Here is a 15,237-nt window from a genome sequence, read left to right as displayed (position 1 = left end):
TCGAAAGGCGCGGGTGGGTCGAGCTTAAGCCTGGGTAGCGTATTTCGCCAGACGGGCATCACTTTTCAGTACGGCAATGGTGTTGTTGTGCACGTCGTCAGCGGTCACGTCAGCCTTGCTGAAGATCTGCTGGAAGTGCTCGTGGGTCACGGCCGCGAAGTGCTCGCGATCTTCCGGCGCCACGCCCAGTACCACGGCGTAGGTAGTCAGCGCTTCGCCGTTACCCTTGGCCATGTCTTCGGACAGCTCGTTCATCATGCCATTCATGGCAATCCAGGACTTGCCGCCGTAGGTCAGGGAACTGTTGGTGCTGCAACCGTTGGTGCCCGAGGTCATGCCGAAGGTGGCGTTACCTGAAGTGCCGTTGGTGGTGGAGGCCAGGAAGTGGGCCGGAGTACCGCGCTGGCCTTCGAACAACATGTTGCCCCAACCGCAGTTCGGGCCACCTGGTGCTTCTGCCATTGCATTGAGGGAGACGACGGTGAAGAGAGTACCAAGAAGGATCCGTTTCATAGCTTTGTTCTCTTTGTGTGCAAACCAATGGACAAGGGTTCAGGCGCTTCGCAGCACCTAGGGGCCAGTTATTAGTCCAACCCGCGCAGTTTGGAGTTTAGGCACGTTCCAGGGGTTCCGTGATTTTTTATAAAACATTCAGTCTCGAACGATTTTTTTGTACGCCGCGCGGGCTGTCTATGCTTTCCCAAAAGCGCGCCTTGCCAGAGCGCGCAACCGAGAGCCAGAATGCCCCCATCTGCCCCGCCTGATGTAAGGAAGCCCGATGCCTGATCCTGTTGCTGCCAGCTTGCGTCTAGCGCCCGAAGCGCTGACTCGCCCTTTTTCCGCTGAACAGTTCAGCTTCTCGACCACCAATGATCTGGAGCCCTTTCGCGGTGTGCTTGGCCAGGAACGTGCAGTTGAAGCATTGCAGTTCGGCGTGGCAATGCCACGTCCCGGTTACAACGTGTTTGTCATGGGCGAGCCCGGTACCGGTCGCTTTTCATTCGTCAAACGTTACCTGAGGGCCGAAGGCAAGCGCCTGCAAACCCCGTCGGACTGGGTGTACGTGAATAATTTCGATGAGCCGCGCGAACCGCGCGCCCTGGAATTGCCAGGCGGCGCTGCGGCGGCGTTCATCGCCGATATCAACGGGTTGGTCGACAACCTGGTGGCGACCTTCCCGGCCGTCTTCGAACACCCGACGTATCAACAGCGCAAAAGCGCCATCGACCGGGCATTCAACCAGCGTTACGACAAGGCCCTGGATGTGATCGAGCGCCTGGCCCTGGAAAAAGACGTGGCGCTGTACCGCGACAGCTCCAACATCGCGTTTACCCCGATGCTCGATGGCAAGGCCCTGGACGAGGCCGAGTTCTCGCAGTTGCCGGAAATCGACCGCGAGCGTTTCCACACGGATATTTCCGAGCTGGAAGAGCGCCTCAACGAAGAGTTGGCGAGCCTGCCGCAATGGAAGCGTGAGTCGAACAATCAACTGCGCCAGTTCAACGAAGAAACCATCACCCTCGCCCTGCAGCCTTTGCTCGCACCGTTGTCGGAAAAGTACGCAGAAAATGCCGCCGTCTGCGGTTATCTGCAGGCCATGCAGGTGTATCTGCTCAAAACCGTGGTCGAGCAATTGGTCGACGACGCCAAGACCGACGCCCAGGCCCGCAAGCTGCTGGAAGAGCAGTACTGCCCAAGCCTGGTGGTGGGCCATCCTGTCAACGGCGGCGCGCCGGTGGTCTTCGAGCCGCACCCGACCTACGACAACCTGTTCGGCCGTATCGAATACAGCACCGACCAGGGCGCGCTGTACACCACGTATCGTCAACTGCGCCCAGGCGCGTTGCACCGTGCCAATGGTGGCTTCCTGATCCTGGAAGCGGAAAAAATGCTCAGCGAGCCGTTTGTGTGGGATGCGCTCAAGCGTTCCTTGCAATCGCGCAAATTGAAGATGGAGTCGCCGCTTGGCGAACTCGGGCGCCTGGCCACCGTGACCCTCAACCCGCAAATGATCCCGTTGCAGGTCAAGGTGATCATCATCGGTTCGCGCCAGCTGTACTACGCGTTGCAGGATGCCGATCCGGACTTCCAGGAAATGTTCCGGGTGCTGGTGGACTTCGACGAAGACATCCCGATGGTCGACGAAAGCCTGGAGCAGTTCGCCCAGTTGCTCAAAACCCGCACCTCGGAAGAAGGCATGGCGCCGCTGACGTCGGATGCGGTGGCGCGGCTGGCGACCTACAGCGCACGCCTGGCGGAACATCAGGGCCGTTTGTCGGCGCGCATTGGCGATTTGTTCCAATTGGTCAGCGAGGCGGACTTCATTCGCCACCTGGCAGGCGACGAAATGACCGATGCCGGGCATATCGAGCGCGCGCTCAAGGCCAAGGCCACGCGCACCGGGCGCGTGTCGGCGCGGATTCTCGACGACATGCTCGCCGGGGTCATCCTCATCGACACGGCCGGCGCCGCCGTGGGCAAGTGCAACGGGCTGACGGTGCTGGAGGTCGGTGATTCGGCGTTTGGCGTACCGGCGCGGATTTCCGCCACGGTATACCCCGGCGGCAGCGGTATCGTCGATATCGAACGTGAGGTCAACCTCGGCCAGCCGATTCACTCCAAGGGCGTGATGATCCTCACCGGTTACCTGGGCAGCCGTTATGCGCAGGAATTCCCCCTGGCGATCTCGGCGAGCATCGCGCTGGAACAGTCCTACGGTTACGTGGATGGCGACAGCGCGTCCCTGGGCGAAGCCTGCACCTTGATCTCGGCCTTATCGAAAACGCCGCTCAAGCAGTGCTTTGCCATCACCGGCTCGATCAACCAGTTTGGTGAAGTGCAGGCCGTGGGTGGGGTTAACGAGAAGATCGAAGGCTTCTTCCGCCTGTGCGAAGCGCGCGGTTTGACCGGTGAACAGGGCGCGATCATTCCCAAGGCCAACGTGGCCACGCTGATGCTCGACGAGAAGGTATTGCAGGCCGTGCGTGACGGGCAATTCCATATTTATGCGGTACGCCAGGCGGATGAAGCGTTGAGCCTGCTGGTGGGCGAGGATGCCGGTGAACCGGACGCAGAGGGGCAGTTCCCGGAAGGTACGGTCAATGCCCGCGTGGTGGAGCGTTTGCGCGCAATTGCGGAGATGATCAGCGAGGAAGACCTGAAGGAAGCAGAAAAGGAACTGGCGCAGCAGGCGCTGGCTGAGGCCAAGCCCAGCTGATTTCTTAAAGCCACCTGCAGCAAAAATGTGAGAGGGGGCTTGCCGCCTCCCACATTTAGATACGATACGATCATTCCCACGCTCCCGCGTGGGAATGTACCCGTGACGCTCTGCGTCACTTGTGCGTAATTACCGAAACTTGCAGCGGTGGCGGGACGCGGAGCGTCCCAAGAGGCATTTCCACGCAGAGCGTGGGAACGATCAAACACACCGCTATCGGGGGCAAGCCCCCTCCCACATTTAGATCTGCGGATGCCATTAAATTGACGACCGTCCGCAATCCAATGCCGTTGGTCCCTACCACCTTGGTCTGTCGCGTTTTTATTCTATTCTGAGAATCAGGGATATCCACAGGAGTCGCAGGATAGAAACAGCCTCGCCTTTGCGCTGGGGCTGAACACCGATCTACCGAGGGTCGCCGCCATGCCGCGCAACCTTTGCCTTACCCGCCAGTGCCTGGGCCTGGAAACCCGTATCGAATGCTCCATTCGCCCGCTCGCCGGGGAAAACGGGTTGTGGACATTATTGTTCGCCGCCGGCATGTCGGGCGAACAGCCTTCCACGGTCAAGTCCCAAGGCCCGTTTCATGGGCCATTCGTGGCAGAAACCATGTTGGGCTCCATCGTCGACAGCCTGACCCTGCACGGCTACGAGCAGTTGGACGAGCCGCAGATCTGGTGCCTGCACCTGCAGGCCCATCTGCGCCAACTCAACGGCGGCCAGGAGCAACTGGCCCTGTAATCGGGCTATTTGCTTTCCGGTTTGTCCAGCTTGACCTCGAAACCATATTGCACGGTGTCGAGGTCGGTGCGCTGGTAGCTTTCCAGGGTGGTCGGCTGGCCGTAGAAATAATGCACGTCAAACAGCGCCGTGCCGTACTCCTCGGCGCGGTGGCTCACGCCGAGAATTTCCTTGAGGTAGTTGCCGCTGCCGTCCTTGGCGTAGAAGCGCCAGCTGTCGGCGGGAAACGCGCGCTGGTCGACGATCAACGCGTTGTCCTTGAGCACCAGGCCTTTGGGCAGTTTGCTGGTGTCAATCGAGGCCTTCTCGATGGTGGCGAGGAACAAGGGTACCGAGCCGACCACAAACGCCGGGGTTTCCGGGAACAGGTTGAGGTCGTAGGTCAGCGTGCCACTTGCCGCATTCATCTCGAACGCCTCGGTGGGCAACTCGATGGGTTCGCCGCGCTCGCCTTTATCGTCGGCCGTGAAAAACGTGATCGGCGCGTCGCTGTTGTTGCGCTCGGCGCCGACCAGGTCGTCATTGAAGGTGAAAGGGTGGTCGAACACGATTTTCGCGGCACTGGCGTCGTCGGTGGACTGGCTGATGGTGACGCTGCTTTTCAATTGTTCTTCCGTCAGCGAGGCGTCTTTGAGCCAGCTGGCCGCAGCGTCGTCATACACCGTGACCGGCATCGGCAAGGGTTGCACGGTGTGTTGCAGGCTGTTTTTGTCGAAGCGCATCACAGGCAGGTCCAGCTCCTTGCGGGTCACTGTGGTCTTGGAAAAATCCAGCACATTGACCTGCAGGGTGTCGATCAATCCGTTGAAGTACACCTTGGCGTAGTGACTCTTCTGTGTGTGTTCGAAGGCTTTTTGCGCGTCGGTGAGTTGTTTTTCGAGCGCCTCGGACCAGGCCTTGTGCTTTTGCATCTCGGCCAGCTGCTTTTCATAGAACGCCACTTGCGCGGCATTTTCGTTGATCGAGCCTGAGCGGGTGAGAAATTGGCCGGTACCGTCCCGGGCTTGTACCAGCAGCGGGTTGGGCGAGTCGTCGCCCAGCTCTGCGGCCAGGGGCGCGCTGTTGGTCAGTTCAAGCTCGGCGTAATTCTTGTCTAGCGACAGCAGGTTGAGGGTGATATTGCCCTCGGTGCGCGGGTGGCCGAGGTCTTTTTTCGACAGGTCGAAGGTCAGCACCTTGCCTGGCGCGGCAACCTCAATCGCACCTTTGAGGCTGACGGGCTGCGGCTGGCTCTTGTTTTCCGTCTCGATGCCCTCGATGAACGGGTAGGTCACCGTCAGGTCGTCGGGGTTGGTCAGGTTGGAGCTGCTTGGGCTGAGCTGGATGCCGGGGTCCGTTTCCGACCATTCCGGCTGGAAGGGAATGACTTTGTTGTTGCTCAAGGTCACCGACTGCCATTCCAGGCCATGGGGGAAGGGGAACTGGTCAGGGGCGTTGAAGGTGAACGGGAAGACCGGCTGCAGATCCGTCAGGTAGTCGGAATGAGAGGCTCTGCGCAGTACGAACAGGCCGTTGATATAGGTGTCCACCAAGGCCTGGGGTGTGGGGTAATGCTTGAGCAGGGCCAGCGTGTCTTCGCCGTATTCGGCTTCGATGGGCTTGGCGGCGAGCTTGAGGCGTGCACGTTCAAGCAACAGCAGCGAGCCGCCGCGCAGCTTGGGGTCCTGAATGCTGTCCAGGGACTGTTCGAACTGGCTGGTTTTCTCTTCGAGGGTGGCCTGCTTCTGCTCTTCTTTGGGGGAGCAGCCGCTGGTCATCAGCAACGCCGCGCACAGGCCGAGAGTGGCCAAAGGGGATCGCACATCCATCATCAGAGTCTTCCTGTCCGACAGCATCGAGCCGAGTTGAGGGGCTCGACACTAGCAGAAAAACGCCCTTGCAGATGCCACTTCAAGTCAGTTTTCTCGCGGTGACAGGTGCCCGGTAGCGGCTGGTATACTCGGCTCCATTTTTAGCCAAGCTGTGTGAGATTCAATGGAACGCTTTATCGAAAACACGATGTATGCCGCGCGCTGGCTGCTGGCGCCGATCTATCTGGGTTTATCCCTGGGGTTGCTGATCCTGGCGATCAAGTTTTTCCAGGAAATCATTCATGTGATCCCCAATATTTTCAGCTTGCTGGAGTCGGAGGTGATCCTGCTGTTGCTGTCGTTGATCGACATGGCCCTGGTCGGTGGCCTGCTGGTGATGGTGATGATTTCCGGCTACGAGAACTTCGTCTCGCAGTTGGATATCGATGAAAACAAGGAAAAGCTCAACTGGCTGGGCACCATGGACTCTTCGTCGCTGAAGATGAAAGTAGCGGCCTCCATCGTGGCGATTTCCTCCATCCACCTGCTGCGCATCTTCATGGACGCCAAGAACGTCGATCCACAGCACCTGATGTGGTACGTGATCATCCACATGACCTTCGTGGTCTCGGCGTTTGCCATGGGTTACCTGGACAAGCTGACCAAGCACTGATGGCGCGCGCTCGCCTTACTGCTCGACGAAGTAGTAAGGCTGGCGATTGATCGCCATTTCCTTGATCACTGTCACTTTCTCATTCAGTCGGTCCGTGTGGTCCAGCAGCGCAACGTTGCCGGGTTTGGCGCCGAGAAATGCACGTAATTGCGGCTCGGTCTGCAAAATCGGCAAATAGGCCTGCAGATAGAACACGCTGGCGCCGGCGATGCGCTCATTGGGTTGGAACAGCGCCACCTCCCTACCTTCGTCTTGCAGTGCCTGGACCTGACTGATTACGGGCACGAATGACTGACGCACATCGGCTTTGGGAGCGAACCAGAAGGCTGCGCTGAGGTAGCAGGCGATGGCCAGGGTGAACACACCGAAGATAATGCGCCGGTGGTAGCGGTACAGCGCCGGTTTGTGGGCTTCCACCCACTCCAGCAGCACCCGCGCATATTCTGCGGCCAGCACGGCGGCGGCCGGGGTCAATGCCATCAAATAGACGGTGCGTTTGCTCGAGGCCAGTGTCAGCAGGGTGAACTGCGCCACCAGCCATACGCTGAAAAACAGGCGGTAGCGGTTGCGCACCAGGCTTTTACGAAAGTGCCACAGGCCCAGGTACACCAGAATGTTCCACGGCAGGAAGGCCTCGGGCAGTTTGGCGAGGTAATAGTAGAACGGCTCGTAATGCCCGGCTTCGACAAACGAGCCGCTGAAGCGCCCGACGCTGTTGGTCCACAGCACCTCGCCGACGGCCTGCATGCCGCCGCGTTGAAACAGAAACCCCAACCAAATTAACAACGGCACCAAGGCCAGCAGCGTGAATAGCGCGGGCTTGAGCCAGTCGCCAAGGCGCAGGCGTTTATCCATCAGGCTGGTGCAGGCCAGGTAAACGAATATCACACTCCCTGGCATCGCCAGGCCCAGCACGCCCTTGCTCAACGTCGCGACGACCATCCCCGCCGTAAACAATGCCCATGCCCAGGCAGAGGAGCCGTGGCGTTCGGACGCGGGGCGCATCGCCTGGTAGAACCCGAGCAACGCAGCGGTCACGCCCAGGCTGAGCAACGAATCCTCACCCACCCCGCGCACATTGCCCCAATAACTGGCCATGGTCGCCAGGATCAACGCGGCACTGAACGCCAGCGTGGTTGGCCGCCCGAACCGGCGCAGCATGCCGTAGAGCAGCATCACGCTGAACAACCCGGCAAAGGCCGATGCCAGCCGCACGGCCCCGGTGCTCGCGCCAAACAAGCGAATCGCCCCGGCATCCAGCCACAGGCTCAGCGGCGGTTTTTCCAGGAAAGGCTCACGAAACAGACGCGGCACCACCCAGTCATTGTCCAGGTGCATGGCCATGGCGATCCCGGAGACGCGGGCCTCGGTGGAGCCTTGCAGTTCATGGTTGCCCAGGGCGAAGAAGAACAGCAGCGCAGCGAGCAGGAGCAGCAGGGGAACGGGACGCGTCATGGGGTGGCTACCGGGCAGGAGACCGCTCGGGAGAGCGACCGTGGCTGCCCGCCAGTATAGGGATGGGTTTCTTAACGATTCGTGAACGAGTGTGGGGTTTTTGTGCGGTCGGGTTAAGCTTGCGTCTTGGCGGCAAACAACTGCTTGGCGTGGGCAAAACACTTCTCAGCGATCGCCGAGCGCGGTTCGGTCTTGCGCATCACCATGCCCAGTGGCGCAAGCACGCTGGCGTCCGGCAGGTTGATAAAGGCGAGGTTTTCGATTGGGCTTTCCAGGGCGCTGTCCAGTGGCATGATTGCGCAGCAAAAGCCTTCGTGGATCGCCTGGAACAACTGATAGGTTGAATCGCTTTCAAGCATGGGCTGGGGGGCGAGGCCGCGGCTGCGGAAGCTCAGGTCAATGGACTTTCGATAGTGCATGCCCGTGCTGATCATCCCCAGGGGCAATTGGGCGGCGTCTTCCCAGCTCATTTCGGTGCCTTCGAAGTGGAAGTGGCGTGTGTCGTACAGCAGGCCGACGCGGGTTTCGCCCAGTTCGAAAAAATCCAGGTAGCTGGAGTTTACGTGGTCCAGGTAACACACCCCAGGTCCAGCTGATTGGTGCCCAGCGCTTCGATGATCTTGTCCGAACTCATGGAGGTCAGGCTGAACTTGAGTTCCGGGAAGGTGTGGGACAGGCCCTGGATGTAGCTGATCGGGTTGAAACCGCTGAGCGGCACCAGGCCCAGGCGCAAGTTACCCACCAACTGGCCGCGACACGCCGCCGCTTCGGCGAACAGCCCGTCATGGGCGGCGAGCAGGGTTCTGGCCCAGGCCAGCACACGCTCACCGGCCTCGGTGAACCCTTCGAAACGCTGGCCCCGGGTGACCAATTCCAGGCCCAGTTCATCCTCCAGATTGCGCAGGCGCATCGACAGCGTCGGCTGGGTGATATGGCAGCGCGCAGCCGCCTGGCCGAAATGACGGGTCTGCTCCAGCGCGATCAGGAATTTGAGTTGCTTTATGTCCATCAAGTCACCTGCCAGTCAGCCGTAACAAATAGACAGTCATTGTTTAGGCGCTTTAGCCTCATGGCAATCGATTGATGGCGGCCTGCTGGAGAAAGACATGAACGTAACGTCGGATGCGTCGTGTGTACGGCTTCAATTGAGTACACAGTCGACGGGTTCAAGGACGGGCGGCAGTTCTGTCGCGCCGTTGGCGTGCAGCACTTCGCGTTCGATGGTGCGCACGATGGCGTTGGTCGGCAGGTCGTTTTCGTCATAGCCGAAGGGGTCTTCCAACTCGTCGCCAATCGCGTCCAGGCCAAAAAACGTGTAGCTCACGATGGCGGTGAATACCGGCGTCAGCCAACCCAAGGGTTCGGCCATGGCGAAGGGCAGCAAGATGCAGAACATGTAGCTGGTGCGGTGCAACAGGAGCGTATAGGGAAAGGGCAGCGGGGTACTTTTGATGCGCTCGCAAATGGTCTGCGTGCGGGTCAGGCTGCTCAAGTGCCCGGCCATCAGCTGATAGCGCCACTCGCTGAGGCCCCCGGATTCGACCAGCGCCGAACATTGTTGGGTGACGCGGCCGACAATGCTTTCCGGGATATTCGGCGTGTTGGCCGCCGGCAGCCTGTCGAGCCAGGGCGCTGCCACGCTGGGCTCGTCCTCATGGCGCAGCCGGGCGTTCAACGCGTGGGCGAACCCGCACAGGTTGCGCAGGATCTCGCTGCGCTGGCGAGCATCCTGGATCACCTGGGTTTCCCGGATCATGGCGCGCACATCCATCAGCATGGCGCCGAGCGCCTTGCGCCCTTCGTACCAGCGGTCATAGCAGGCGTTGTTGCGAAAACTCATGAAGATCGAAAGTGACAAGCCCAACAGCGTGAACGGCGTGGCGTTGACCTTGGAGAAGTAGGCTGGATGAAGCGTCTCCACCAGCACAATCACCGAGGCCAGCAGTGTCACCAGCAGGCTGCGCAGTGCGATGCGCCGGGCCACGGAGCCCTTGAGCGACGTCAATACACCGATCAGGTTGGGTTTGGCTCTGACGATCATGGAAATAGCCTAGTGCAATGGGTTGAAACCGGGTCGATCAGCCGCCCGTCATGTTCATGAAGCGCACCACCTGCACCTCATCGTCGAGGGTGAAATTGTGCCGATAGGGCTTGAGTTTCATCGACTCCACAATCGCGCGCTCCAAACGTTGCGGTTCGCCCGGATAGCGCCGCAGTACCGCCTTGAGGTCGACCGAATGCTCGTTGCCCAGGCACAGCAACAGCCGGCCTTCGACCGTCAACCGCACGCGGTTGCAGGTGCCGCAAAAGTTGTGGCTGTGGGGGGAAATAAAGCCCAGGCGAATATGCGGCGCTTCGGCCAGGCGCCAATAGCGCGACGGCCCCTGGGTGGATTCTGCAGAGTCGATCAGCGTGTAGCGTTCGGTAATACGCTCGCGTACCTGCGCACTGGAATAAAACGCCTCGGCACGGCTGTGCTCGCTGATCACGCCCAATGGCATTTCTTCGATAAACGAAATATCCAGGCCGCGATCGATGGCGAAGGCCACGAGGTCGTTGATCTCGTGGTCGTTGCGACCCTTCATCACCACGCAATTGAGCTTGGTGCGCTGAAAACCCGCGGCATTCGCTGCATCGATACCCTCGATCACCTTGGCCAAGTCACCGGTGCGCGTCAGTTCACGAAAGCGCTTGGGGTCCAGGCTGTCGAGGCTGATGTTCAAGCGCTTGAGCCCGGCATCGAACAACGGCGCGGCAAGTTTGCCCAGTTGCGAACCGTTGGTGGTCATGCACAACTCGCGCAGACCGGGCAGCGCGGCAATGCGCTTGCACAGGTCCACCACGCCCTGACGAACCAAGGGTTCACCGCCGGTCAGACGGATCTTGCGCGTGCCCAGCGCGACAAAACTCTGCGCCAGTTGGTACAGCTCTTCCAGCGACAGAATCTGCTGGCGCGGCAGGAACTCCATGTCTTCGGCCATGCAATACACACAACGGAAATCGCAACGGTCGGTTACGGACATCCGGAGGTAGTCGACCCGGCGGGAAAAACTATCCATCAGGATTTGATCGGTCACTAAAAACCTCGGCGGCGACGTTGGGTATATACCCTGGCGCTTATATAGGCGGGTGATTCAGGCGAGGCTAACGGTGTTTTCTGCGGGCGTCTAATCACTCTTAGCGACCGGTTGATCGATGGGGTCTATGAGCGGTTAGTTGACGGGGCACAGGAGGCGGCGGAGCGGTGGGGTTCAATAGCGTACCTGTGGCGAGGGAGCTTGCTCGCCATAGGTACGGGTTGGTCGTTCAACTGACGGGGATGTTTTATGGATTTTCGCCAAGTGGTTGCATGGTGAATAACTGAGCGTCCAGCATCCGCTCCAGCAGCAACTCACCCAGCACGATCAGTTGCTGAGCACCCAGCAGCTTTTGGCGGTGCGAGCCTTCCAGTTCAAAGGCCAGATCGGTGGTCATGGCGTTCAGCGAGGCGAGGGTTTCACTGGCTTGGATAAGGAGGGTTTCGGCGGGGATGTCTGGGGCGAGGGTGAAGAGTGTTGTTGGGGGATTGGGGGTGATTTTTTTCATGACTGAAACTCCTTGATTGATGGAGTCGCCAGACATCGCTGCTAAACGAAAAGGGTGGCGACTGTACGCGGGTTAGCAGACCAGGAATCAAGGAACCCAGCGCACCCGAAAGTGCCCCACGCACAGCCGCCATAACGCAATCCAGCGGATGCTGAAAGCATCGCTTGAAAGGAAGGTGGCTTTGCAGGCCTTGATATTAACCGAGCTGCTAAACCCGGTCGCTGATTTTGCAGCGACTGTGGGAGATTAGCGGCGTGGGGGTTGAAGGGGGAGTTCATCGAGGGCGCTACTTCTTGCGGGAAAATTCTGAAGGTCTGTCAGTCGGGCGTTTTAAAACCTCAGCAACGACAAAATCCGCATAAGGCGGGTTTTGTCGATGCTTTGAATTGGTCGGCCGGGGTAATCTGAATTGGCATCCTTTGGCATTGATTATTTGAGATAAATTTTTTTGTTTTGATTGGAATACCAACGGGAATACCCCACGAGATATCCACGCTCTGGCCTGGAGCTTGTAACCGATTTTACATCTTTGCTTCTCATCTTTGATTTTGGGGGGATCTTCCTGCCTCTCTCGGGATACAGGTTGCGCTTGATAGGAGGCTGAAGGTGGTGAACGGCAGAACCCGGTCAGAAGCGGACCTCCACCCTCCTAAGGGGAAGGTTGGCAGCTCGAACCTGCCCTGGGACACCATATTTTTCAATGCTTTCGGACCAGGAAGGTCGTTTTCTTCTCATGCGGTGACAGCAGCGTGACAGCAAACTAGATGCTCCTGGTTACTCCTCTCTATACTTCTGCTGAGATTTCTTCCCTATTTTTAGCTCTCAGACCCTGACGACGCTGAAATTGAATCAGTCCTTCTGCGCCGTAGCGGGATAAACAAAGAGCGCGCTTCGCAGCTTGTTGCGGATTGACAGCATTACCCTACAAAACGCCTGATCCTTCCTTCTTGTGATTGCAAAAAGCCTCTATTGGTCTAGAGTTCATAAATCGAGCAAAAAAAGCGATTTTTTGTCTAGGGGGTCAAGGATGCCAAGAATTTCTCTCACCGACGTTGTAGATATCATTTCCAAGTCGGGGACTCCCAAGGCAACAAAAGTCAGTCAAATAAAATATCGCCAATCTTATTCTCCTCAGACTGACTTCTATAAGGCTCTCAGGGAAGGCATTGTTTCAGTTCACCAGAACAGTCATTCGAAAAAAGAACTTTACGAAATTCTGAGATTTCTCACTGATGAAAAAAAGATAAAAAATTATCCGAAAGCCATCCAAGGTTACGAGAGGTGGTGGGGGAAAAAGAATATTGCTTGGAGTGCGCCGTTCAGTTCGAATTATAGCTTTCAAGGTATTGATATTGGAATTAATCCGGAGCTAGGTCTCGTCATTGAAGGCGAGCCGTTTCTAATAAAACTGTATCTCAAAGATGAGCCTCTGCAAAAGCTCCGCATAGATATTGTCCTGGCGTTGATGGTGACCGCACTATCTGGGGGGGCAGTTGCAGGCTGTAAAATGGCGGTGCTTGATGTCAGAAATGGCAAGTTATTTTGCAGTTCTAATGACTCGGTTTCGCAAGCGAAACTAATGAAGATGGTTAATGCGGAGCTGGCATACGTGTCTGCGCTTTGGGATCAAATATAGTTCTCAAGATTATTCAGTAGTCGATGAGTTCTCAAAAAACGGTCAGTGTTTTCTGGTGGATTAAGGGATTTATGAAATTATCGAAGCGCTTCAGTCTTTCAAAAACTCAGTTTGAACTCGATTTTGTGGATATTGATACTGATCTTGATACTAGGCTATTTGTTGATCCTTATTTGTTAGGACTTAGGCCGGATCGCTGGTCAATGAAGGCCTCTAGTTCTGTGAGATCTTTTTTCTCACATTTTTTAGATCTTGTTCGTGAAGGAAAGGATGAAGATGCTTTTGAGTTGTTTTCACATCTTCATGAACCAAATGAAACTTGCTTGGGGCTTTCTTCGGGTAAGCCTAGAGGTAATGGCATCGGAAGTGAAGATGCAAAAAAATTATTTGAAAGCATCATGGGTAGCAAGGCGATAAAGTCTGGAAAAATTACTGATTTAGAGGACTTCAGGTTATTCATCCCAGGCATTGGGAAAGATAAGGTATCTGACATGACTACCAACCTCATTAGGGGGAGTCTCATTGCCTACACGCAAGCTCAGTGCAAATTACACGGCATTGCTTTGACTGCTGGTGTGTCTGCGGGGCCGATCTGGGATGCCTCTAAGAAAAAATGGACTTTTTCTCATGAGGATACATTACTGGTGGAGGGGAAGAAGATCCTTCTAACACCGAAAGGTATCGTTTCTTATAGCAAGGCTTATGCCCCTGAGAACTACTACAATATGCACGTGTTGGAGTATCTTCAGCACGAGCATATAAGGTCTGGCAGTATATGGGTTGAGCACCGTAAAGATGGGACTCCCTATATATCCAAAAAGAGCTTAAAAGCGAATTTCGTTAAGGAGTTCAGCAAAGAGTGGTTGTTTGAGTTTACAGAAAATCATCCGTTGGTTTTTCAGTCGTTCAGAGAGCAGCAAGCGGAAAAGGTAAGACCTCTGCCATCTGACTCAATTGATACTGAGTTGAATTTAAATGTTGTGGTTGATCACTTGATTTCTAGACTTAACGCTATCAAGCAAGGTGCTGCAACTGCTTCGGAGTACCACAAGACCATAGTTGGCGTGCTGGAGATGTTGTTTTATCCGAGTGCATCTTCTCCAGTTCTTGAGGCCGAGATCAATCAAGGTAGGAAGAGGATCGATATATATTTTGAAAATTGTGCTAAGGAAGGCTTTTTCTACAATCTCCATATGATTAATAAAATCCCCTGTCCGTATGTGATCGTCGAATGCAAGAATTATACTAAGGATATAAAAAATCCTGAGCTCGATCAGATGATCGGAAGGTTGACTGTTAATCGCGGCATGCTTGGGATCATAACTTGTAGGGAAATATCTAAAAAGGATCTGTTCATTGAAAGGTGCAGGGACTCATTCAAGAATGGTCATGGCTTGATAATGCCGTTAACTGACGCTGATTTGATTGTTGCACTTGAAGGCCTCAAGTTTGAAAAGAAAACTCCTCTTGAAGATATATTGAACGATATAAAAAATCGAATAATAATGTCTTGAATGTAGTAGATCCCGCAACATGCGGCATGTAATCGCTTGACGCGGGATGTTCATGATGTTGATGAGCATCCCGTAGCTGTTTATGTTTACGCCGGGGAGGGATGTAAAAGGCACTCACTGCAACAGCTGCAATTGAATGCTTAAAAAAACGCCATGAAAAAGCACTTATCCCCCTCCCGCCGACGCGCTTCGTATGCGTTTTTATTGCAAACACAGGTGTAGTGCAAACCATCCTCCAGCCCAGGCGGGCCGTGGGGCCTCCCAGGCAATCGTCAATTTCATTTTGTGCAAAGTTTTGAAAGAAATGACAAACCATTGCGCAGACAGCGCCCCCTTCAAGGCGGCGTTTCAAGTCACCAAACCAATGGCAATAGGGGGGTGGCAGAGTTTTCTCAAATTGAACGGCTTGTTTTCTTGGGGTTCATGCTTATGAAGTGGGAGCTCACGGAAAGCGTGCAGGCCTTGTGATGCAAAGCTTCCAGCTTGGTCTGGCTGGTTATTTCATTTTCACTTCTCGACATGCAAGTGCTTGCGGGGGCGTTTGCGTCATTGCATGGACGTGATCGCATATTTGCGTTTTCACTGACCAGTCAATTGCATTCGTGGCGTCAACCCTTTGCATCTCC

11 protein-coding genes and 1 pseudogene are annotated in these 15,237 nt (G+C 56.2%); 5 read left to right on the top strand and 7 right to left on the bottom strand.

Translation table 11 applies throughout. The features are described 5' to 3' along the window. Positions 1-24: 24 nt before the first annotated feature. Positions 25-513 carry a DUF3015 domain-containing protein gene (locus tag C4J88_RS23240; protein ID WP_124364474.1) on the bottom strand — a complete coding sequence of 163 codons (489 nt, stop codon included), beginning with the start codon at positions 511-513 and terminating at the stop codon, positions 25-27. A gap of 265 nt (positions 514-778) precedes the next feature. On the opposite strand from C4J88_RS23240, the gene C4J88_RS23235 reads away from it, so the two are divergent. Next, positions 779-3,217: a Lon protease family protein gene (locus tag C4J88_RS23235; RefSeq protein WP_124368409.1), complete on the top strand. Its 2,439-nt coding sequence runs from the start codon at positions 779-781 to the stop codon at positions 3,215-3,217. Positions 3,218-3,640: 423 nt separating this feature from the next. Beyond that, entirely contained in the window at positions 3,641-3,958 is a 318-nt protein-coding gene (locus tag C4J88_RS23230; RefSeq protein ID WP_124368408.1) for a hypothetical protein, read from the top strand. Positions 3,959-3,963: 5 nt separating this feature from the next. Here the strand turns inward: C4J88_RS23230 and C4J88_RS23225 are convergent, their stop codons facing one another. Continuing rightward, on the bottom strand, positions 3,964-5,769 hold the full coding sequence (locus tag C4J88_RS23225; RefSeq protein WP_124408213.1) for a hypothetical protein: 1,806 nt from the start codon (positions 5,767-5,769) through the stop codon (positions 3,964-3,966). 163 nt (positions 5,770-5,932) lie between these two features. On the opposite strand from C4J88_RS23225, the gene C4J88_RS23220 reads away from it, so the two are divergent. Further along, positions 5,933-6,421, top strand: a complete 489-nt coding sequence (locus C4J88_RS23220) for a TIGR00645 family protein (RefSeq protein ID WP_057724985.1) — start codon at positions 5,933-5,935, stop codon at positions 6,419-6,421. Positions 6,422-6,436: 15 nt separating this feature from the next. On the opposite strand, the gene C4J88_RS23215 is transcribed toward C4J88_RS23220, so the two are convergent. The 5 genes and pseudogenes from C4J88_RS23215 to C4J88_RS23195 all read right to left on the bottom strand — a co-directional run bounded on the left by C4J88_RS23215 (position 6,437) and on the right by C4J88_RS23195 (position 11,461). Next, positions 6,437-7,876, bottom strand: coding sequence for a glycosyltransferase family 39 protein (locus C4J88_RS23215; protein WP_124408212.1), 1,440 nt, complete (start codon positions 7,874-7,876; stop codon positions 6,437-6,439). Between the two features lie 113 nt (positions 7,877-7,989). After that, positions 7,990-8,885, bottom strand: a pseudogene (locus tag C4J88_RS23210) (LysR family transcriptional regulator). Between the two features lie 132 nt (positions 8,886-9,017). Continuing rightward, complete coding sequence (locus tag C4J88_RS23205; protein WP_124408211.1) at positions 9,018-9,917, bottom strand: bestrophin family protein; 900 nt, start codon at positions 9,915-9,917, stop codon at positions 9,018-9,020. 37 nt (positions 9,918-9,954) lie between these two features. Beyond that, positions 9,955-10,935: a GTP 3',8-cyclase MoaA gene (gene moaA / locus C4J88_RS23200; RefSeq protein ID WP_372238026.1), complete on the bottom strand. Its 981-nt coding sequence runs from the start codon at positions 10,933-10,935 to the stop codon at positions 9,955-9,957. Between the two features lie 265 nt (positions 10,936-11,200). Next, positions 11,201-11,461 (bottom strand): DUF6124 family protein, encoded by a 261-nt coding sequence (locus C4J88_RS23195; protein WP_124408209.1) that lies wholly within the window; start codon positions 11,459-11,461, stop codon positions 11,201-11,203. Positions 11,462-12,488: 1,027 nt separating this feature from the next. Here C4J88_RS23195 and C4J88_RS23190 point away from each other — a divergent pair. Beyond that, positions 12,489-13,097 (top strand): hypothetical protein, encoded by a 609-nt coding sequence (locus C4J88_RS23190; RefSeq protein ID WP_124408208.1) that lies wholly within the window; start codon positions 12,489-12,491, stop codon positions 13,095-13,097. Between the two features lie 71 nt (positions 13,098-13,168). Continuing rightward, positions 13,169-14,611: a hypothetical protein gene (locus C4J88_RS23185; RefSeq protein WP_218567110.1), complete on the top strand. Its 1,443-nt coding sequence runs from the start codon at positions 13,169-13,171 to the stop codon at positions 14,609-14,611. Positions 14,612-15,237: the final 626 nt, after the last annotated feature.

This window comes from Pseudomonas sp. R4-39-08, assembly GCF_003852275.1.
In the GTDB taxonomy this organism is placed as follows: Bacteria; Pseudomonadota; Gammaproteobacteria; order Pseudomonadales; family Pseudomonadaceae; genus Aquipseudomonas.
This window is presented reverse-complemented; position numbering and strand designations above follow the sequence as displayed.